General features: G+C 55.0%; 18 protein-coding genes. 3 read left to right on the forward strand and 15 right to left on the reverse strand.

The window, feature by feature from the left end; all coding sequences use genetic code 11:
* Positions 1 to 4 precede the first annotated feature (4 nt).
* The 3 genes from carA to ACMYSP_RS08945 form a co-directional block, all read right to left on the reverse strand.
* Positions 5 to 1,153 (reverse strand): glutamine-hydrolyzing carbamoyl-phosphate synthase small subunit, encoded by a 1,149-nt coding sequence (gene carA / locus ACMYSP_RS08935; protein ID WP_434586405.1) that lies wholly within the window; start codon positions 1,151 to 1,153, stop codon positions 5 to 7.
* Between the two features lie 458 nt (positions 1,154 to 1,611).
* A complete protein-coding gene (dapB, locus tag ACMYSP_RS08940; protein WP_434586406.1) occupies positions 1,612 to 2,433 on the reverse strand; it encodes a 4-hydroxy-tetrahydrodipicolinate reductase in 822 nt (273 codons plus the stop codon).
* Positions 2,434 to 2,649: 216 nt separating this feature from the next.
* Positions 2,650 to 3,279, reverse strand: coding sequence for an alanyl-tRNA editing protein (locus tag ACMYSP_RS08945; protein WP_434586407.1), 630 nt, complete (start codon positions 3,277 to 3,279; stop codon positions 2,650 to 2,652).
* 92 nt (positions 3,280 to 3,371) lie between these two features.
* Here ACMYSP_RS08945 and ACMYSP_RS08950 point away from each other — a divergent pair, with 92 nt between their 5' ends.
* On the forward strand, positions 3,372 to 4,274 hold the full coding sequence (locus ACMYSP_RS08950) for a LysR family transcriptional regulator (protein ID WP_434586408.1): 903 nt from the start codon (positions 3,372 to 3,374) through the stop codon (positions 4,272 to 4,274).
* Between the two features lie 5 nt (positions 4,275 to 4,279).
* Here ACMYSP_RS08950 and rihC read toward each other — a convergent pair whose 3' ends face one another.
* The 6 genes from rihC to ribF all read right to left on the reverse strand — a co-directional run bounded on the left by rihC (position 4,280) and on the right by ribF (position 11,072).
* On the reverse strand, positions 4,280 to 5,194 hold the full coding sequence (gene rihC / locus ACMYSP_RS08955) for a ribonucleoside hydrolase RihC (protein WP_174509100.1): 915 nt from the start codon (positions 5,192 to 5,194) through the stop codon (positions 4,280 to 4,282).
* 65 nt (positions 5,195 to 5,259) lie between these two features.
* The gene (gene ispH, locus ACMYSP_RS08960; protein ID WP_434586409.1) at positions 5,260 to 6,210 is read right to left on the reverse strand and encodes a 4-hydroxy-3-methylbut-2-enyl diphosphate reductase; all 951 of its coding nucleotides are present in this window, start codon (positions 6,208 to 6,210) and stop codon (positions 5,260 to 5,262) included.
* A gap of 1 nt (position 6,211) precedes the next feature.
* A complete protein-coding gene (gene fkpB / locus ACMYSP_RS08965; protein ID WP_123757570.1) occupies positions 6,212 to 6,661 on the reverse strand; it encodes an FKBP-type peptidyl-prolyl cis-trans isomerase in 450 nt (149 codons plus the stop codon).
* A 114-nt stretch (positions 6,662 to 6,775) separates the two neighbouring features.
* Positions 6,776 to 7,273, reverse strand: coding sequence for a signal peptidase II (gene lspA / locus ACMYSP_RS08970; RefSeq protein ID WP_434586410.1), 498 nt, complete (start codon positions 7,271 to 7,273; stop codon positions 6,776 to 6,778).
* On the reverse strand, positions 7,273 to 10,089 hold the full coding sequence (gene ileS, locus ACMYSP_RS08975) for an isoleucine--tRNA ligase (RefSeq protein WP_434586411.1): 2,817 nt from the start codon (positions 10,087 to 10,089) through the stop codon (positions 7,273 to 7,275). Before ileS ends, lspA begins: the two co-directional genes overlap by 1 nt.
* A 44-nt stretch (positions 10,090 to 10,133) precedes the next feature.
* Positions 10,134 to 11,072: a bifunctional riboflavin kinase/FAD synthetase gene (gene ribF, locus ACMYSP_RS08980; protein ID WP_434586412.1), complete on the reverse strand. Its 939-nt coding sequence runs from the start codon at positions 11,070 to 11,072 to the stop codon at positions 10,134 to 10,136.
* A 330-nt stretch (positions 11,073 to 11,402) separates the two neighbouring features.
* Here ribF and rpsT point away from each other — a divergent pair, with 330 nt between their 5' ends.
* Positions 11,403 to 11,666 carry a 30S ribosomal protein S20 gene (gene rpsT / locus ACMYSP_RS08985; RefSeq protein ID WP_003018940.1) on the forward strand — a complete coding sequence of 88 codons (264 nt, stop codon included), beginning with the start codon at positions 11,403 to 11,405 and terminating at the stop codon, positions 11,664 to 11,666.
* Positions 11,667 to 11,758: 92 nt separating this feature from the next.
* On the opposite strand, the gene nhaR is transcribed toward rpsT, so the two are convergent.
* The 5 genes from nhaR to ACMYSP_RS09010 all read right to left on the reverse strand — a co-directional run bounded on the left by nhaR (position 11,759) and on the right by ACMYSP_RS09010 (position 17,597).
* Entirely contained in the window at positions 11,759 to 12,658 is a 900-nt protein-coding gene (gene nhaR / locus ACMYSP_RS08990; RefSeq protein WP_434586413.1) for a transcriptional activator NhaR, read from the reverse strand.
* Positions 12,659 to 12,711: 53 nt separating this feature from the next.
* Positions 12,712 to 13,884, reverse strand: coding sequence for a Na+/H+ antiporter NhaA (gene nhaA, locus ACMYSP_RS08995; protein WP_434586414.1), 1,173 nt, complete (start codon positions 13,882 to 13,884; stop codon positions 12,712 to 12,714).
* Positions 13,885 to 14,103: 219 nt separating this feature from the next.
* Complete coding sequence (gene dnaJ / locus ACMYSP_RS09000) at positions 14,104 to 15,240, reverse strand: molecular chaperone DnaJ (protein WP_123757575.1); 1,137 nt, start codon at positions 15,238 to 15,240, stop codon at positions 14,104 to 14,106.
* A gap of 87 nt (positions 15,241 to 15,327) precedes the next feature.
* Positions 15,328 to 17,244 (reverse strand): molecular chaperone DnaK, encoded by a 1,917-nt coding sequence (gene dnaK, locus ACMYSP_RS09005; protein WP_434586415.1) that lies wholly within the window; start codon positions 17,242 to 17,244, stop codon positions 15,328 to 15,330.
* Positions 17,245 to 17,402: 158 nt separating this feature from the next.
* Positions 17,403 to 17,597: a hypothetical protein gene (locus ACMYSP_RS09010; RefSeq protein WP_434586416.1), complete on the reverse strand. Its 195-nt coding sequence runs from the start codon at positions 17,595 to 17,597 to the stop codon at positions 17,403 to 17,405.
* 91 nt (positions 17,598 to 17,688) lie between these two features.
* On the opposite strand from ACMYSP_RS09010, the gene satP reads away from it, so the two are divergent.
* Positions 17,689 to 18,255 carry an acetate uptake transporter gene (gene satP, locus ACMYSP_RS09015; protein WP_434586417.1) on the forward strand — a complete coding sequence of 189 codons (567 nt, stop codon included), beginning with the start codon at positions 17,689 to 17,691 and terminating at the stop codon, positions 18,253 to 18,255.
* Positions 18,256 to 18,303: 48 nt separating this feature from the next.
* Here satP and ACMYSP_RS09020 read toward each other — a convergent pair whose 3' ends face one another.
* Entirely contained in the window at positions 18,304 to 19,608 is a 1,305-nt protein-coding gene (locus ACMYSP_RS09020; RefSeq protein ID WP_434586418.1) for an MFS transporter, read from the reverse strand.
* Positions 19,609 to 19,637: the final 29 nt, after the last annotated feature.

Raw genomic sequence — 19,637 nt, forward strand, 5'->3', positions numbered from 1 at the left:
CTGATTATTTCGCGGACTGGCGGTACTGCTCAATTAACTCAATAAAATGGTCGAACAACGGCGCGGCATCATGCGGGCCTGGGCTCGCTTCCGGGTGTCCCTGGAAGCTGAACGCCGGTTTGTCAGTGCGGTGGATGCCCTGCAGGGTGCCGTCGAACAGTGACTTGTGGGTCACGCGCAGGTTAGCCGGCATAGATGCCTCGTCGACCGCAAAACCGTGGTTCTGTGCGGTAATCATGACCACGTCATTATCGATATCTTTGACCGGGTGGTTGCCGCCGTGGTGGCCGAACTTCATCTTCACGGTCTTCGCTCCGCTCGCCAGCGCCAGCAGCTGATGGCCGAGGCAGATGCCGAACACCGGAACGTCGGTCTCGAGGAATTTCTCAATCGCGTCGATAGCGTAATCGCACGGCGCCGGGTCACCAGGACCGTTGGACAGGAAGATCCCGTCCGGATTCATCTTCAGCACCTCTTCCGCAGAGGTTTGTGCCGGCACGACGGTCAGGCGACAGCCGCGGTCTACCAGCATGCGCAGAATGTTGCGTTTGGCACCGAAATCGTAGGCCACAACGTGGAACGGCAGTTCGCTTTCCGCTTTCGCTTCCGGCAGGTCGCCCGCCAGCGTCCAGCTTCCTTGCGTCCAGGTGTAGGTTTCTGAAGTGGTGACTTCTTTTGCCAGGTCCATGCCGTTCAGGCCCGGGAACGCTTTGGCTTTTTCCAGCGCCAGCTGTGCATCCAGGTTATCCCCTACGATGATGCAGCCGTTCTGTGAGCCCTTTTCGCGCAGCAAACGGGTCAGCTTACGGGTATCGATATCGGCAATCGCCACGATGTTATGGCGCTTCAGGTAGGAAGAAAGGTCTTCAGTATTGCGGAAGTTGCTGGCAATCAGCGGCAGGTCACGAATAATCAGACCCTGAGCATGTACCTGAGAAGATTCTTCATCGGCGGCATTGGTGCCGACATTACCGATATGGGGATAAGTAAGAGTGACAATTTGGCGGGAATAGGAGGGATCAGTGAGGATTTCTTGATAACCGGTCATTGAAGTATTGAAAACGACTTCCCCAACCGCCGTGCCCGTTGCCCCGATGGCCCGACCGTGAAACTGGGTTCCGTCTTCCAGAACCAATAGCGCTGACTTAATCAAAACACCCTCCAGAGAATATTCACTCACTTTATTTGCATATTAATGCATAGCGATAGCACGAATCAATGCAAATTTGCTTACCTATGGATTTCTGGCAAACGGCGGCATTCTGGAGAGATGTCGGGCAAAAGTCAACTTAAAGCCGATATTTTTAATCTATTTTTACGTCACTGGGCACTTCGCAGTGCTTTAGCAGGCAAAAAGATCAACTAACTATGCTAAGAAAACGCTTGCGGACCAGGAAGATTGAAAAAATGCGGGTCTGAGTGTGAAAAAGTAGACCAGATGGTCAAAATTTACAATAACACAACAGAAAAAGAAGATATAACGTGAAATTATAAAGGATTAACCAAGAAATATTAATGAAACAACTAAAAATAAAAAGGGCAATAAAACATTGCCCTTTGCAATCAATCACATATTGAATGCAACAACCACATCACGATGGGTAATAAACCTTATAAACTGTTTAATTCCAGGACGTCTCGCATATCAAAAAGCCCTGATTTCTTGCTTTTCAGCCACAATGCGGAACGAACGGCGCCATTGGCAAACGTCATCCGGCTGGAGGCTTTATGGCTGATTTCAATGCGCTCGCCGATATCGGCGAACATCGCGGTATGTTCCCCGACGATGTCACCCGCGCGCACGGTGGCAAAGCCGATGCTGCCCGGTACGCGCTCTCCGGTATAGCCTTCACGGCTATAGACCGCACAATCCTTCAGATCCTTGTCCAGCGCACCGGCAATCGCCTCGCCCATCGCCAGCGCTGTGCCTGACGGCGCATCGACCTTGTGGCGGTGGTGAGCTTCGATAATTTCGATATCAGTATAGTCACCCATGACCTTCGCCGCTTTTTCCAGCAGCTTCAGCATGACGTTAACGCCGACGCTAAAATTCGCCGCGAAAACAATGGCAATATCCTGCGCGGCATCGCGAATGGCTTGTTTTCCCGCGTCATCAAAACCCGTTGTACCAATTACCATCCCTTTCGCGTGCTCACGGCAAAACGCCAGGTGGTTTAAGGTGCCTTCCGGGCGGGTAAAATCGATCAGCACGTCAAAATCATCTTTGACTGCGGTCAGGCTACTTTGCACCGTGACGCCCATGTGGCCTGCGCCTGCCAGTTCGCCCGCGTCGCTGCCGAGCAGGGAGGAGCCTTTGCGCTCCAGCGCCGCGCCCAGCGCCACGCCGTCCATCTGCTGTACCGCTTGAATCAACTGGCGTCCCATCCGGCCGCCCGCGCCCGCGATGGCCACGCGGATTTGTGCATCATGCATAGCTATTCTCTTTTGTTAACTTCACGTAAATAGTTTTCAGAGTAACCAGCCCAACGGTGGGCCGCTACTCAAAAACACCGATAATTAGAAATTTATGACAAACCGCGATCGATATCAGTAAAAACTATAAGCAGGCAGGCAAAATTGCCAGACAGCGCTGGCAGGAAATATGGGGGTTTTATCGTGGAAATGGGCTGATACGCTGCAACATTGTTGCTATTCCAGCGTGTAGTTAACGATTAACTGCCCTTTTTTCATTTTCACCTGCAGTATCGTCACCTTGCCAAGTTCTGCCAGGCTCGCGACGTGCGTACCGCCACAGGGATAGCTCAGCATGTCGCCGAACCCGACCTTGCGCAGGCCATCAGCAAAAGAGATCTGACGCGGCAAATTCTCCGCCTGCCAGATTTCAACCTGCTCCAGCAGCGCGCCGGCTTCAGGCAGCGACGCCTTCGCGCCTGCATTGAAGGTGATCCGCCCTTCACCAGGCCAGTGATGAGCCTTAATGGGCTGCCAGCCAAAGCGTTCTCCGGCCTGACCAATCAGATGCCCCGCAGAATGCAGCCGGGCGTGCAGGTGCCTTTCGGCAGCACTCACCCGAATGGTGACCTCCCCCAGGGGCAGCGGCTGCGAAACAATATGCACAATGCCATCGCCGCGTGCGCTCACGCTCTCTACAAGAGTATCGCCGATCCAGCCGCGATCGGCCGGTTGCCCGCCGCCCTGCGGGTGAAACAGGGTCTGATCCAGGGTGATGGCGTAGCGACCATCGGCTTCAGGCTGGCAGTTCACTACCTGTGCGCGCCCTTCGGTCGCATCGCTGGTGTAATAAAGTCGTTCAGTCATGGTTGTCCTCCTCGCTGTCAGGACAGTATATTGATATTACGCATGACGATAATCCTGTCATCCATCAATGGACCTTTGCCTGATGAGCACAAATGAATCTTAGTTTACTGCCCGACCTTGCCCTGTTTGTGCAGATTGTCGACCACGGCAGCTTCTCCGCCGTCGCCCGGCTCAACGGGGTAACCCCATCGGCTATCAGTCGCAGCGTCACGCGGCTTGAACATGAGATGGGTTGCAAACTGCTGCAACGCAGTACACGTAAATTACGCCTGAGCGAGGCCGGGGAATCAGTCTATCGCCACGCGCTGGACATGCTGGCGTCCGCCCGTCAGGCGATGGACTCCGCCAGCAGTACCCAGCAGGTAGCGCAGGGCAAGCTCACGCTCAGCGTGCCCAAAGCCGTCGGCCGTTTCGTGATCCATCCGCTGATGACCGAGTTTTTCGACCGCTATCCAGAAGTGGATGTCTGCCTGCGGCTCGAAGACCGCTATCTGGATTTGATTGATGATGGTATCGATCTGGCGCTGCGCATTACCCAAACGCCTTCTCCAGGGCTGCATGGCAAGCCGTTAATGCCGGTGACGCACATTATCTGCGCCACTCCAGACTACTTACGCCAGCACGGCACGCCGCAGACGCCGGCTGACCTGCGCGATCACAGCTGTATTAGCCTCGGCGAAACGCCGGCCGACTCACGCTGGAAATTCCGTCTGGCGGGAAAAACGGACACGATTCAGACTCACGGACGCTACGCCGCCAACCACACTGCGGTCCGTCTTGACGCGGTGAAGCAACATCTGGGGATCGGCAGCCTGCCGTTGTTTACCGCCCGCGAAGCGCTGGAGCGCGGGGAGATCGTACAGGTTCTGGCAGAATGGGAGTTTATCAGCAGCTATAGCGGTCAGCTGTGGCTGCTGTGGTCGGGCAATAAACATATGCCCGCCAGAATGCGGGCCATGATCGATTACCTGAGCGAGAAGATTTACCGTCGCTAGCGCCGCTACGGTGCCAGAGACAGGACCTCCGCAGCCCAGCGCTGGAATCCGGCGACATCCAGATCCAGTGCCACCTGAGCGTTCGCAGGCTGTCCCAGGCGTCCTTCGATGTCGACGACGGTAGTGCCGGCGGTCCAGGTTCCTTGCGTTTCTACCGCCACAAAACACGGCTTGAGCGTAAACAGTTCCGGGCGAACCAGCCACGCAATCGCACACAGGTCATGCATGCGCAGGCCGCTACTCATGCTGCCACTGCGATAATGGCTGAATAACGCATGGAGCATTTTACCGGTCTTGTTCAACGCCGGCAGCGTCGCCAGATAGTCCGGCGCTAACAGTGCCTGGTTCGTCACGTCCAGACCGCACATGACGATCTCCAGACCGCTGCGGAACACCTGGGCTGCCGCCTCCGGGTCAATGGCAATATTAAACTCCGCGTTGGGCGTGAAGTTACCACGCCCGGCCGACCCGCCCATGATCACCAGTCGGCGAATATTAAAGCGGCATTCCGGATACTGCGTCAGCAGCAGCGCAATATTGGTCAACGGGCCAATCGCCACCAGCGTGATCGGCTCAGGTGCATGCATCAGCGCATCGCGAATCGCCTGGAAGGCCGGTTTCGGCAGCGGCTGGCAATCGTGTTCGACAAAATCATACCCTTCCATGCCGGATTCACCGTGCACCGAGGCAGCATCGCGTAGCGGACGTACCAACGGCATTGACGCTCCCTGAGCAAGCGGCACATCAGCTCCCCAGAAATGCAGCAGCTGCAGCGCGTTGCGGGTCGTTTTTTCCACCGACACGTTGCCTGCTACGGTGGTCATCAATTGCAGATCCAGCTCGGGGGCAAACAACGCCGCGGCTATTGCCGCCGCATCGTCGATGCCGGGATCGGTATCAAGAATGATCGGTAAGCGCATTGTTTCTCCAAAAAAAATGCCAGACATTGAGTCTGGCATCTTCTCACAACAGGGGACGAAAGAACTTATTCTACTTCACGGACGTCAACCCGCAGCTCTTTCGGCACTTCGAAAACAATGTTCTCTTCACGGCCTTCCAGCGGCACCGCTTCACCGCCGCCCAGCTCCTGGAGGCGCGAAATGACGTTCTGTACCAGAATATCCGGTGCCGATGCGCCCGCGGTCACGCCCACGCAGGTGGCTGTTTTGACCCACGCTTCCTGAATATCAGTCGCGTCGTCAATCAGATAGGCGGCTTTCCCCATCCGCTGAGCCAGCTCCGCGAGGCGGTTCGAGTTAGAGGAGTTTTTCGACCCCACCACCAGCACCACATCCGCCTGTTCAGCCAGCGCGCGGACCGCTTCCTGACGGTTGGTGGTGGCGTAGCAGATATCATCTTTACGCGGCCCGACGATTTTCGGGAAGCGTTCACGCAGGGCATCAATGACCTCAGAAGTATCATCGACCGAAAGCGTGGTCTGGGTCATAAACGACAGTTTGGCGTCATTTTTCACATCCAGCGTCCAGACATCATCCGGAGACTCTACCAGGTACATTCCCCCTTGCGGGTTGCTGTACTGGCCCATCGTCCCTTCGACTTCCGGGTGACCGGCATGACCAATCAGGATCGACTCTTCACCACGACGGCTGGCACGGGCGACTTCCATATGCACTTTGGTCACCAGCGGGCAGGTTGCGTCAAAGACCGTCAGGTCGCGGCTTTTGGCTTCGTTACGTACCGCCTGAGATACGCCGTGCGCGGAGAAAATCAGGATCGCGCCGTCAGGCACTTCGCTGATCTGCTCGATAAAAATAGCGCCGCGCTGCCGCAGGCTGTCGACCACATAGAGGTTATGCACCACTTCATGGCGCACATAAATCGGCGCGCCATAGAGGGTCAGCGCGTTTTCGACAATGCTGATAGCGCGGTCAACGCCGGCGCAAAAGCCGCGCGGGTTAGCCAACAGGATCTGCATTTTACTCCTCCAGCGCCGGATCGATTTCCAGCACTTCAATATCAAAATGGACGGTACGCCCGGCCAGCGGGTGGTTGAAATCAACGGTAATTGAATCGCCGTTCACTTCACGGATCACGCCAGGCATTTCGCTGCCATCCATTGCGGTAAAGAGCATAATTGCGCCGATTTCCGGCTCGCCCGCGTCGATAAATTCACGACGTGAGAAGTACTGGATAAGATCCGGGCTTGGCACGCCAAATGCGGCATCCGGCTCCAGGGAAAAGGTGGTTTTATCCCCCGCTTTCAGCCCCAGAAGATGCTGCTCCAGGCCTTCAGAAAGGGACCCGTCGCCGAGACGAAACAGCGCAGGTTTACCGTTATTACGCGTAGACTCCGCGGTGGAACCATCATCCAGTTTCAGCGTGAAGTGCACCAGCACCGCGCTGTTGCTCTGTACAGAGTTAGACATGCAGGTTTGCTCTAAGTTTTTATTTGTATCCACCCCGCCACGCCGAATGGCGCGCTGGCAGGGCGAACTTATCATGAAGGCCGGGCCAGCGCGAACGCGACCCGGCAGGGATCATCAGGCGGTTTTTTTGGCCGTACCTGGTAAAAAGCCTTCCAGCACAATCAGCGCCGCGCCGATGCAAATCGCGGTATCGGCCAGATTGAACGTGGCGAAGTGCCAGTCCCCGACATAGAAATCGATCATATCGACGACAAAGCCGTGCCACAGTCTGTCGAACAAATTCCCCAGCGCGCCGCCAATAATCAGCGCGTAGGCAATATTGTTCAGCTTTTGTGTGGCTTTCGAGCGGTACATCAATACCGCCAGAATCACGCAGATACCGATGGCGATGCCGGCGAAGAACCAGCGCTGCCAGCCCCCGCTATCGGCCAGGAAGCTAAAGGCCGCACCATAGTTACGCGCATAATGCAGATTAAGCGACGGGAACAGCGATACTGTATCCCCCAGAGCGAAGTTCTGGAGGATCAGGAATTTGCTGCCCAGATCGATAATCAGCACGGCTACGACGACCCAAAGCCAGCGTAGCCCCGTTGAACAGACAGATTTACTCATCAGGCAAACTTACGTTGTTCGCCGTCACCGGCGACGTTGCTGACACAGCGACCGCAGATTTCTGCGTGTTCCGCTACCTTGCCGATATCACTGGTGTAATGCCAGCAACGCGGGCATTTTTCGCCCTCGGCTTTGCTCAACACGACTTTCAGTCCTTTCAGCAGTTCACTCTGCCAGGCATCCGCCGGAGCCTGAGCATCTTCGACAACTTTCGCCCCGGAGGTCAACAGGACAAATCGTAATTCCTCGCCCAGCGCGTTCAGCTTCGCAGCCAGTTCGGCGTCAGCATACAACGTTACCGCGGCTTCCAGAGAACCACCTACCAGCTTGTCGGCACGCGCCTGTTCGATAACCTTGTTGACTTCGCCACGCACCTGCAGCAGCTCGTCCCAGAAGCCGTCGTTCATCACTTCGTTGTCGGCCAGGCCAAACAGACCTTCATACCATTCACCAGTGAAGACGTATTTCTCGCGGGAACCCGGCAGGTAACCCCAGATTTCGTCAGCGGTGAAGGACATGATCGGTGCCATCCAGCGAACCAGCGCTTCCACGATATGGAACAGCGCGGTCTGGCAGCTGCGGCGCGCCACGCTATCCGCTTTCGCGGTGTACTGGCGGTCTTTGATGATGTCGAGATAGAACGAGCCCATTTCGATGGAGCAGAAGCGCATCAGGCGCTGCACCACTTCATGGAAATCGTAAGATTCATAGGCTTTCAGGATGTCTTCCTGTGCCGCTTGCGCGCAGCCTACCGCCCAGCGATCGAGCACCACCATCTCTTCCGGTTTCACCATGTCTTTTACCGGATCGAAACCGTTAAGGTTCGCCAGCAGGAAGCGCGCGGTGTTGCGGATACGACGATAGCTGTCGGCAGCACGTTTGAGGATCTCATCGGAGACCGCCATCTCGCCGGTGTAGTCGGTGGAAGCCACCCACAGGCGCAGAATGTCAGCGCCCAGTTTGTTCATCACATCCTGCGGCGAAACGGTGTTGCCGATGGACTTGGACATTTTACGGCCCTGGCCATCGACGGTGAAGCCGTGGGTCAGTACCTGGCGGTAAGGCGCTTTGCCTTTCATCGCCGTGGAAATCATCAGCGAGGACATGAACCAGCCACGATGCTGGTCAGAACCTTCCAGATACATATCGGCGGCATGACCGGAGAACTCCGGACGCACGTCAACGACGGAGGAGTGGGTAGACCCGGAGTCGAACCACACGTCCAGGGTATCCGGCACTTTCTCGTAGCTATCGGCGTCGGCGCCAAGGATGTCGCGCGCGTCGAGATCCCACCAGGCCTGAATGCCGTCGGTTTCTACGCGTTTAGCAACTTCTTCCATCAGCTCCAGCGTACGCGGGTGCAGCTCCTGAGTCTCTTTGTGTACAAACAGGGACATCGGTACGCCCCAGGTACGCTGACGAGAGATACACCAGTCAGGGCGGTTAGCGACCATTGATTCAATACGCGCCTGGCCCCAGTCCGGGATCCACTGCACACCTTTGATCTCTTTCAGCGACTGCGCACGCAGGCCTTTCTGATCCATGCTGACGAACCATTGCGGCGTCGCACGGAAGATGATCGGCGACTTGTGGCGCCAGCAGCATGGATAGCTGTGCTGCATTTTTTCAACGTGCAGCAGCGCACCGCTTTCACGCAGCATCTCAACGATGATGTCGTTAGCTTTAAAGACGTTAATGCCGTCCAGCGCCGGATAAGTTCCCGCCAGGTACGCGCCATCCGGTCCTACCGGGTTGGCGATTTCCAGACCGTACTTCTGGCTGATGGTGTAGTCATCCGGACCGTGACCGCCGGCGGTATGCACCGCACCGGTACCCGCATCCAGAGTCACGTGATCGCCGAGGATTGCCGGCACGTCAAAGCCAAGGAACGGATGCTTAAAGCGCATCAGTTCGAGTTGATCGCCCTGCACTGCCGCCAGAATGGTGTAATCCGCTATGCCCGCGCGTTTCATCACGCTTTCAACCAGGTCTTTCGCCACAATCAGCGCCTGACCGTCAACCTGCACCAGCGCATAGTCGAATTCCGCAGACAGGGAGATAGCGCGGTTTGCTGGCAGAGTCCACGGGGTTGTGGTCCAGATAACCAGGGAAACCGGACCGTTGACGTCGGCCACGCCGAATTTCGCCAGCACCGCCGCTTTGTCTACCGAGTTGAAAGCCACATCGATAGACGGAGACGTTTTGTCGTAGTATTCCACTTCGGCTTCCGCCAGCGCGGAACGGCAGTCTACGCACCAGTGCACCGGCTTCGCGCCTTTGTGCAGGTGACCGTTGCCGATGATTTTACCCAGCGCACGGATGATGTTGGCTTCGGTTTTGAAGTCCATGGTCAGGTACGGACGCGACCAGTCACCCAGTACACCCAGGCGGATAAAATCTTTACGCTGTCCATCAACCTGCGTCGCCGCGTATTCACGGCACTTGGCGCGGAATTCCGCAGCGGTGAATTTCTCACCCGGCTTGCCGTATTCCTGCTCGACTTTCAGCTCGATCGGCAGACCGTGGCAGTCCCAACCCGGAACGTAAGGGGAATCATAGCCCGTCAGCCCTTTGGACTTAACGATAATGTCTTTGAGAATCTTGTTAACCGAGTGACCAATATGAATGCTGCCATTCGCATATGGAGGGCCATCATGCAGAATGAAGGTTTTTTTGCCTTTTTTCGCTGCACGGATGATGCCGTACAGGTCATCATCAGTCCAACGCGCCAGCATTCCCGGTTCGCGCTTGGCGAGATCGCCACGCATCGGGAACCCTGTTTCCGGCAAATTCAGGGTCGATTTATAGTCACTCATCAGATTCTCGGTTCCGTATTTCGGTTTGATAAACACCAACAGGCTTATGCCTGCCTGGCCAGCCCAAAGAACTCGCGGGCCGTTAACTCATCACGTGCAATTTGCGCCTTTAGCTCGTCAAGCGACGCAAATCGCTGCTCGTTACGTATTTTCTTACGCAGTATTACATCTATATGGCGACCATAGAGGTCCATTACAACGTCCAGAAGGTGCACTTCCAGCTGCTGACGCACGCCAGCAACCGTTGGACGGGTGCCAATATTGGCGACGCCCACTAGCGGTTTGTCGCCTAAGCCTGTTACTTCAACCGCATAGACCCCTTTCACCGGGGAAACCTGACGGCGCAGCGGTAGGTTCGCCGTCGGAAAACCAATGGTGCGTCCCAGCTCATCGCCGTGAACCACTCGCCCGGAAATTGCAAAAGGATGTCCCAGCAGGGTTTCAGCCTGTTCGAGATCGTCATCCGCCAGCGCCTGACGCACCGCGGTGCTGCTGATACGCACACCACCTTCACAGAAGGTTTGGGTACTGGTCACGTCAAAGCCGTATTCTGTTCCTGCTTTTTGTAATAGCAAGAAATCCCCCTGGCGACCAGCGCCAAAGCGGAAATCATCACCGACCGCGAGGAACTGCACGCCCAAACGGCGCACCAGCAGTTCACTGATAAAATCCTGGGCGGTCAGCGCGGCAAAGCGTCGGTTAAAACGCACGCACAGCACATAGTCAACGCCGCTCTCAGCCAGATAGCTCAGTTTTTCCCGTAGCCGCGTTAAACGCGCGGGTGCCTTGTCGGCTGCGAACAGCTCCAGCGGCTGTGGTTCGAAAATCATCACCACCACCGGTAAACCACGCTGGCGGCCCTCTGCGCGCAAACGCTGCAGCAGCGCCTGATGCCCGCGATGCACACCGTCAAAATTACCAATGGTCAGCACGCACCCGTGCGGCGCCTGACTGAGATTATGTATGCCGCGTATCAGCTTCATGTCTGGCTCAAAACAGTGAAAATCGTCCGAGTATACCTTGTACAACTGACGACGTTAACCAGCGATTGCACCTCTTCACCGAAAGATCCCGGTAATTCATCAACTCAGCGTAGGAATGCGGCAAAAACTCGCCGGGGTCATCGATTTTTATGGTGGAAAGGCTGTATTCGCCAGCAACAAGCTGGTAGAATCTTGCGCCATCACTACGTAATAAAGCGTTGTTGTTTTAAGCGGCGCTTATTTGCACAAATCCATTGACAAAAGAAGGCTAAACGGGCATTCTCCTCGGCCTTTGAATTGTCCATATAGAACACATTTGGGAGTTGGACCTTGGCTAATATCAAATCAGCTAAGAAGCGCGCCGTTCAGTCTGAAAAGGCCCGCAAGCACAACGCTAGCCGTCGCTCTATGATGCGTACTTTCATCAAGAAAGTATACGCAGCTATTGAAGCTGGCGACAAAGCTACTGCACTGAAAGCATTTAACGAAATGCAACCAATCGTGGACCGTCAGGCTGCTAAAGGTCTGATCCACAAAAACAAAGCTGCGCGTCATAAAGCAAACCTGACCGCTCAGATCAACAAACTGGCTTAATCGCCCGTCTGTTATCGCTTTGAAAAAAACCCGCGAAAGCGGGTTTTTTTATGTCTGTTTTCTGCGCCCGGTAACGCCGCTCGCGCAATACTTTACGGCTGCGGTACGGTGAAGAGCGACGAGTAGTCACGATTACAAATACGCTGCACCGCCGGATGCTGAATCATCCTCTCGGCGAAAATGGCGTGGTACTCCTCCATCACATTATCCATCCGGCCGATCTCAATAATTGACTCATCCTGATAGAAATCGTGAGCATAAAGCGTTGGCGCCACAAAAATTGCGTTATGTGCCGCCCCAAATGCCTTCATCAGTGCCGCATCGTCAAACTCGCCGAGGATCTCAACCTGTAGCCCCTGCGAATTAAACCAGTTGAGGAGCTTACGACCAAGCATCGAACGGCGACCAGGGATCAGCAGCCGGCGCTCCTCAAGGCAGGCGGGGAAGGGTTTCTCTGGCGGTGGGTTCATGCACCAGAAACTCACGCTGCACTCGCCGATACGTACCGAAAACAGCCCTTCCTGCTGAGTAGAGTCGATAGGACAGTCAGAGATAATCATATCCAGCTTGTGCTGGCTGAGCTGCTCCAGCAGCATTTCGTGGGTCGACTCAAAACAGCGTAAATGAATCTGCTCATCCTCAACCACTGCCGCATCCAGCACGCCGCTCACCAGACGTTTCGACAAGGCATCGGCGACGCCAACGTCGAACAGCAGGTTAGATTCTTTGCGGTAATTCACAATATCGAGCATTTCCTGGCTGAGGGTGAACATCCTGTCCGCGTAGCGAAACACCAGTTCGCCTAGTTCACTCGGCTCGAGCCCCCTGCCCTTACGCTTAAACAGTTTCCCCTGTAAACGCTCTTCAAGCGCTTTGATCTGCCCGGTGATGGTTTGCGGCGTGAGGAACAGAGCCTCCGCCGCGCCAACAACGGAGCCTTCCTTATAAACGTGCCAGAAGTAATAAAGATGGTTGTAGTTAATATGCGACATGTTTCACTCCCTGATAATGTCAGGGAGAGCCACCACAGGCTCTCCCTCGATTGTTAGACCGCAGCGGTATTCACGACGCGCTGGCGAAGGATCATATACCCGGTAACCGCCGAGAGGACGGAGCCAATCAGGATACCCAGCTTAGCCCAGTTGATGAGTCCAGGGTCGACGTTACCGAAGGCCAGACTGGCGATGAAAATCGACATGGTGAAGCCGATGCCGCACAGAATCCCGACCGCCACGATTTGTTTGCAGGTGGTGCCTTGAGGCAATGAAGCCCACTTTAATTTCAGCGCCAGCCAGCAGAACAGGCCGATACCCAGCGGCTTGCCGATAAACAGCCCGGCAATGATGCCCATCGGCAGTAACGAGGTCAGTCCTTCAATCGTCACGCCCTGCAACGAGACTCCGGCGTTCGCAAAGGCAAACAACGGCAGAATCAGATACGCCACCCACGGGTGCAGTACATGCTCAAGCTGCTTCGCAGGTGACTTGCCGCCCTGCTCTTTTAGCGGGATCATAAAGCCGACAATCACCCCGGCTAACGTCGCGTGAACGCCAGATTTCAATACCGCGGTCCACAGCACTGCGCCCACCAGAATATAGATACCGGTACGCCGCACGCCGCACAGATTCATGGCAGCCAGCACAATGATGGCCCCTGCAGCGACAACCAGCGACAATACGGAAAGATCGTTGGTATAAAACAGGGCGATAATGATGATTGCCCCTAAATCGTCGATGATCGCCAGCGCCATCAGGAAGATTTTCAGCGCCGGCGGTACACGGCTGCCCAGAAGTGCCAGCACGCCCAGGGCAAACGCGATGTCGGTTGCCGCCGGGATCGCCCACCCCTCTCGGGTAATCGGATCCTGGGCGTTAAACGCCAGGTACACCAGTGCAGGAACCACCATGCCACCCAACGCGGCCACGACAGGGAAAATGGCCTGACGGCGGCTGGCCAGCGCGCCCTGCATCATTTCACGCTTCACTTCCAGACCAATCAGCAGGAAGAAAATTGCCATCAGCGCGTCGTTAATCCACAGCAGCATGTTCTTGTTTATTTCTAATGCGCCAACACGCAGCTGTACGGGAGTGTCTAAAAAGGAGTGATACAGGCCGGTGGTAGCGCTGGTGTTAGCCAGCAGCATCGCCAGCACGGCCGCACAAATGAGGATAATGCCCCCTGAAGCATCGCTACTGAAAAAACGCTGCAGATGTTTCACTTTTACTCTCTCTATTAAGGCTAATTCATCGATTAAACTATTCTAGTCGCCATAACATTTCGAAAAAATAAGATTATTATTGCTGAATAGATCGGCTTTAACGATCTAATCGTAGCACATCATCAAAGTGCAACACGGAAATCGGCATTACTAACGTGGCGTGGGTCAGAAACAAAAAAGCCACTTAACGATGAAGTGGCTTTTTTAAATTGCAGAAGCTTAGCGGGTCAGGTCGTCGAAGAATTTCTTCACGCCATCAAAGAAATTTTTGGAGCGCGGGCTGTTTTTCTCACCCGTTGGTCCGCCAAAACTTTCCTGCAGATCCTTCAGCAACTGTTTCTGTTTGTCGTTCAGTCCGACCGGTGTTTCAACCACCACGCGGCACAGCAGGTCACCCTGAGCACCACCACGCACGGATTTCACACCTTTACCGCGCATGCGGAACAGTTTGCCGGTCTGCGTTTCGCCAGGCACTTTGAGATTCACCCGGCCATCCAGCGTCGGGACTTCAATCTCGCCGCCGAGGGCTGCCATGGTGAAGTTAATCGGCACTTCGCAGTACAGGTTATTGCCTTCACGCTCAAAAATAGCGTGCTGCTTAACCTGGACCTGAACGTACAGATCGCCCGCCGGAGCACCGTGCTCGCCCGCTTCCCCTTCACCTGACAGACGAATACGATCGCCGGTATCCACACCCGCCGGGATTTTAACCGACAGGGTTTTGGTTTTCTCAACGCGACCGTGACCGTGACATTTGTTGCACGGATCTTTAATCAGCGTACCGCGCCCCTGACAGTGCGGACAGGTCTGCTGAACAGCGAAGAAGCCCTGACGCATCTGCACCTGGCCCTGACCATGACAGGTCGGACAGGTCTGCGGTTTGCTGCCAGATTTCGCGCCGCTGCCGTGGCAGACGTCGCACTCTTCCAGCGTCGGGATACGGATCTCTTTGGTCACGCCGCGAACGGCTTCTTCCAGCGTAAGATCCATGTTGTAACGCAGGTCAGCGCCACGTGCCGCACGCTGGCGCCCACGACCGCCGCCGAAAATATCGCCGAACACGTCGCCAAAGATATCGCTGAAGTCGGCACCGCCGCCAAAACCACCGCCGCCGCCGCCCATGCCACCTTGTTCAAAGGCAGCGTGGCCGTATTGATCGTAGGCCGCACGCTTCTGGTCATCAGTCAGGATTTCATACGCTTCTTTGATTTCTTTAAATTTCGCTTCGGCTTCTTTATCACCCTGATTACGGTCCGGGTGGTATTTCATCGCCAGGCGCTTATAGGCCTTTTTGATTTCACGCTCTTCCGCTGTTTTGGAAACGCCTAAAATCTCGTAATAATCTTGCTTTGCCATTGGTGTTTTTCAGCCCCTTAACATGCGTGCACGGGCGGAGAGGAAACCTCTTCGCCCGTGCCAGTGTTTTACCCGTTCAAAGGGCGATTATTTTTTGTCTTTCACTTCTTCAAACTCAGCGTCAACGACGTCGTCGTCTTTCGCGTTGCTTTCGGAAGCTTCAGCGCCGCCAGCCTGCTGCTGAGCGTGTTGCTGTTGAGCAATTTCCATCAGCTTCTGAGAAGCCTGCGCCAGCGCCTGCATTTTCGCTTCGATATCGGCTTTATCTTCACCTTTCAGGGAAGCTTCCAGCGCGCTCAATGCAGATTCGATCGCAGTTTTGTCATCAGCCGGCAGTTTGTCGCCTGCTTCTTCAACCTGCTTACGGGTGCTGTGCAGCAGATGGTCACCCTGGTTGCGGGTCTGAACCAGTTCTTCGAACTTACGGTCGGATTCAGCATTCGCTTCCGCATCGCGAACCATTTTAGCAATCTCTTCTTCGTTCAGACCGGAAGAAGCTTTGATGGTGATTTTCTGCTCTTTACCGCTATTTTTGTCTTTCGCGGACACGTGCAGGATACCATCAGCATCGATGTCAAAGGTGACTTCGATCTGCGGCATACCACGCGGTGCCGGGTTAATCCCATCCAGGTTGAACTGACCCAGTGATTTGTTATCAGAGGCGCGTTTACGCTCACCCTGAATCACATGGATAGTTACCGCAGACTGGTTGTCTTCTGCAGTAGAGAACACCTGGCTGTGTTTAGTCGGGATAGTGGTGTTCTTGTTGATCAGCGCAGTCATCACGCCGCCCATGGTTTCGATACCCAGAGACAGCGGGGTAACGTCGAGCAGCAGAACGTCTTTCACTTCACCCGTCAGTACACCACCCTGAACCGCAGCACCGATCGCCACAGCTTCATCCGGGTTAACGTCTTTACGCGGCTCTTTACCAAAGAATTCAGCCACTTTCTTCTGAACCATTGGCATACGCGTCTGACCACCGACCAGGATAACGTCCTGGATATCGGAAACGGACAGGCCCGCGTCCTGCAGAGCAACTTTCAGCGGCTCGATGGAACGGTTCACCAGGTCTTCGACCAGGGATTCCAGTTTCGCACGAGTCACTTTGATGTTCATGTGTTTCGGACCGGTGGCATCTGCAGTGATGTACGGCAGGTTCACGTCGGTCTGCTGGGCGGAAGAAAGCTCAATTTTCGCTTTTTCAGCCGCTTCTTTCAGGCGCTGCATCGCCAGCGGGTCGTTACGCAGGTCGATGCCCTGATCTTTCTTAAACTCGTCAACGAGGTAGTTGATCATACGGCTGTCGAAGTCTTCACCACCCAGGTGGGTATCACCGTTGGTCGCCAGAACTTCGAAGGTTTTTTCGCCGTCAACTTCGTCGATTTCGATAATAGAGATATCGAAAGTACCACCACCAAGGTCATAAACCGCGATAGTACGGTTGCCAACTTCTTTATCCAGACCGTAGGCCAGTGCAGCGGCGGTCGGTTCGTTGATGATACGTTTGACTTCCAGACCTGCGATACGACCGGCGTCTTTAGTTGCCTGACGCTGAGCATCGTTGAAGTAAGCAGGTACGGTGATAACAGCTTCAGTTACCGGCTCACCCAGGTAATCTTCCGCGGTTTTCTTCATTTTTTTCAGCACTTCAGCAGAGATCTGCGGCGGTGCCATTTTCTGACCTTTTACATCAATCCATGCGTCGCCGTTGTCGGCGCCGATGATTTTGTACGGCATGATGGATTCGTCACGCTGAACTTCTTCGTCCTGGAAGCGGCGACCAATCAGGCGTTTAATCGCAAACAGTGTGTTTTGCGGGTTAGTCACTGCCTGACGTTTAGCCGGCTGACCTACCAGGATTTCGCCGTCCTGAGTGTAAGCAATGATAGAAGGCGTGGTGCGGTCGCCCTCGGCGTTCTCCAGCACACGAGCAGTAGTACCATCCATAATCGCGACACAAGAGTTGGTTGTCCCCAGGTCGATACCAATAATTTTACCCATCTAAACGTCTCCACTAAAAATTCGATCAACATGTGGTTGTGAACCTGTAATAAGGGCGAAACCTACGGTTTCAACTGCCCGGTCATGATTTTTTTCAGGTTCATTCACTGCGGTTGACTACAAGATGGGGTCGCCTGCCGCTTCATCAAGGGGGGAGATTAAAAATTTTTTATCTTTCTCTCATTAAGTGGGGCGTAAGAATTCAGGATATCGGCATAAATAGCAGGTGAAAAAGTAAGAACCAACGCCGACGATAACCCCGTCAGACGGCGATCGAGCCAGACAGCTGGCGATGAATCTTCCGCATTTTCCGGTACCTGCGTAAATTGGCGAAAAATACCTCGCCAGATCATAGACAGTTATCCCGCGCCTCATTATTATGCCGCGCCCCGCCACCGAGTCGCGGGGTAATGCTTCCCTTTCTAATCATTATTTTGAGGAATTATGGGCAACACTAAGTTGGCTAATCCGGCACCGCTGGGCCTTATGGGTTTCGGCATGACCACTATTCTGCTTAACCTGGCAAATAGCGGCCTGTTCGCGTTTGATGTAGCTATCCTGGCGATGGGCATTTTTTACGGCGGCATTGCGCAGATTTTCGCAGGCCTGCTGGAATTTAAAAAAGGCAATACCTTTGGTTTAACGGCTTTTACTTCCTACGGCGCCTTCTGGCTGACGTTGGTTGCCATTCTCCTGATGCCGAAAATGGGCCTGGCAGAAACGCCGAATGCGCACTTCCTGGGCATGTATCTCGGACTGTGGGGCGTCTTTACCCTGTTTATGTTCTTCGGCACGCTGAAAGCTGCACGTATGCTGCAGTTCGTGTTCCTGAGCCTGACCGTACTGTTTGCACTGCTGGCAATCGGTCACCTGGCTGATAACGAAGGCATCGTAAAAATCGCGGGCTGGATTGGTTTAGTCTGCGGCGGTAGCGCTATTTATCTGGCGATGGGGGAAGTCCTGAACGAGCAGTTTGGTCGCACCGTACTGCCTATCGGCGCACCTCACTGATAGCACATACCCTCGTCCCGGTGGGACGAGGGTTATCACGGGTTAAGGCTAGTTCGGCACCTCAGCGCCTTTTGCCGCCACATCACGATACTTTCCCTGACGCAGCCAGATCCCCAACCCTAACCCCATCAGCGACAGCGCCAGTACGTACCAGGCAGGAGCCATCGGCGAGACCCCCATTAACATGGTGACCGCAATTGGCGTCAGGCCACCAAAGATCGCGTAAGAGACGTTATAAGAGAAAGAGATACCGGTAAAACGCACTTCTGCCGGGAAGGCCCGAACCATCACGTAAGGCACCGCCCCCACTACGCCAACGCACAATCCCACCGTGCCATACAGCAGGAACAGCTGCTCGGGACTGTCTCCTGAAAGGTGGTAGAACGCCCAACTGGAAGCCGCCAGTAACAGGCTGCCGACAATGAACGTGCGGCTGGCCCCGAAACGATCTGCCGCCAGCCCCGCCAGCAGGCAGCCGAAACACAGCATAATCGTCGCAATGCTGTTGGCCTGTAGGGTTATCGCCGGCGCATAGCCGTAATGTTTTTGCAGCCACACCGGTGACATCAGAATCACCACCACGATACCGGCGGATAACAGCCAGGTCAGCAGCATGGAAACCACCACCGCTTTCTGATGCTTCAGCACCACCGATTTAACCGGCAATTCCTGCGCTAACGCTTTACGCTGCTGCATCTCAAGGAAGATCGGCGTCTCCTGTAGCCAGCGGCGTAAATACATCGCGACCAGGCCAAACACGCCGCCCAGCAGGAAAGGAATACGCCAGCCGCCATCGTGAACGCCCTGTGGCGTCATGCTGGTATTTATCAGGGTGGCCACCACCGAACCCAACAGAATACCGACCGTCAGACCGGCAGTCAGGGTACCGCAGGCGATGCCAATCCGTTTTTCCGGAACGTGTTCGGCAACAAACACCCAGGCGCCAGGCACCTCACCACCAATGGCCGCCCCTTGCAGCAGACGCATCAGTAACAGCAGTAACGGTGCCGCAAGCCCGATCGACGCATAGGTCGGCAGCAGGCCAATCGCCAGCGTCGGCAATGCCATCAGCAGAATGCTCAGGGTGAACATTTTTTTGCGCCCGACCAGATCGCCAAAGTGGGCCATGATAATCCCGCCTAACGGACGAGCCAGATAGCCGGCGGCAAAAATGCCGAACGTCTGAACCTGGCGCAGCCATTCTGGAATATCAGCCGGGAAAAACAGTTCGCCGACAACGGCGGCGAAGAAGACGAAGATAATGAAGTCATAAAACTCCAGCGCGCCACCCAATGCAGCCAGCGTCAGCGTTTTATAATCCTGTCGATTCAGAGGTCGGGTATGTTGTGACATAACGAGCAGTTCATCCAGAGGTGTGTAGA

It is taken from the genome of Klebsiella sp. R390 (assembly GCF_051131745.1).
GTDB lineage: Bacteria > Pseudomonadota > Gammaproteobacteria > Enterobacterales > Enterobacteriaceae > Klebsiella.

What these genes read in the sequence shown, in the direction of transcription:
- ACMYSP_RS09020 (WP_434586418.1), bottom strand. Translation starts at nt 19,608, where the DNA reads ATGTCACAACATACCCGACCTCTGAATCGACAGGATTATAAAACGCTG.
- dnaJ (WP_123757575.1), bottom strand. Translation starts at nt 15,240, where the DNA reads ATGGCAAAGCAAGATTATTACGAGATTTTAGGCGTTTCCAAAACAGCG.
- satP (WP_434586417.1), top strand. Translation starts at nt 17,689, where the DNA reads ATGGGCAACACTAAGTTGGCTAATCCGGCACCGCTGGGCCTTATGGGT.
- nhaR (WP_434586413.1), bottom strand. Translation starts at nt 12,658, where the DNA reads ATGTCGCATATTAACTACAACCATCTTTATTACTTCTGGCACGTTTAT.
- rihC (WP_174509100.1), bottom strand. Translation starts at nt 5,194, where the DNA reads ATGCGCTTACCGATCATTCTTGATACCGATCCCGGCATCGACGATGCG.
- ACMYSP_RS08945 (WP_434586407.1), bottom strand. Translation starts at nt 3,279, where the DNA reads ATGACTGAACGACTTTATTACACCAGCGATGCGACCGAAGGGCGCGCA.
- ACMYSP_RS09010 (WP_434586416.1), bottom strand. Translation starts at nt 17,597, where the DNA reads ATGATCTGGCGAGGTATTTTTCGCCAATTTACGCAGGTACCGGAAAAT.
- fkpB (WP_123757570.1), bottom strand. Translation starts at nt 6,661, where the DNA reads ATGTCTAACTCTGTACAGAGCAACAGCGCGGTGCTGGTGCACTTCACG.
- ileS (WP_434586411.1), bottom strand. Translation starts at nt 10,089, where the DNA reads ATGAGTGACTATAAATCGACCCTGAATTTGCCGGAAACAGGGTTCCCG.
- dnaK (WP_434586415.1), bottom strand. Translation starts at nt 17,244, where the DNA reads ATGGGTAAAATTATTGGTATCGACCTGGGGACAACCAACTCTTGTGTC.
- ribF (WP_434586412.1), bottom strand. Translation starts at nt 11,072, where the DNA reads ATGAAGCTGATACGCGGCATACATAATCTCAGTCAGGCGCCGCACGGG.
- ACMYSP_RS08950 (WP_434586408.1), top strand. Translation starts at nt 3,372, where the DNA reads ATGAATCTTAGTTTACTGCCCGACCTTGCCCTGTTTGTGCAGATTGTC.
- dapB (WP_434586406.1), bottom strand. Translation starts at nt 2,433, where the DNA reads ATGCATGATGCACAAATCCGCGTGGCCATCGCGGGCGCGGGCGGCCGG.
- ispH (WP_434586409.1), bottom strand. Translation starts at nt 6,210, where the DNA reads ATGCAGATCCTGTTGGCTAACCCGCGCGGCTTTTGCGCCGGCGTTGAC.
- lspA (WP_434586410.1), bottom strand. Translation starts at nt 7,273, where the DNA reads ATGAGTAAATCTGTCTGTTCAACGGGGCTACGCTGGCTTTGGGTCGTC.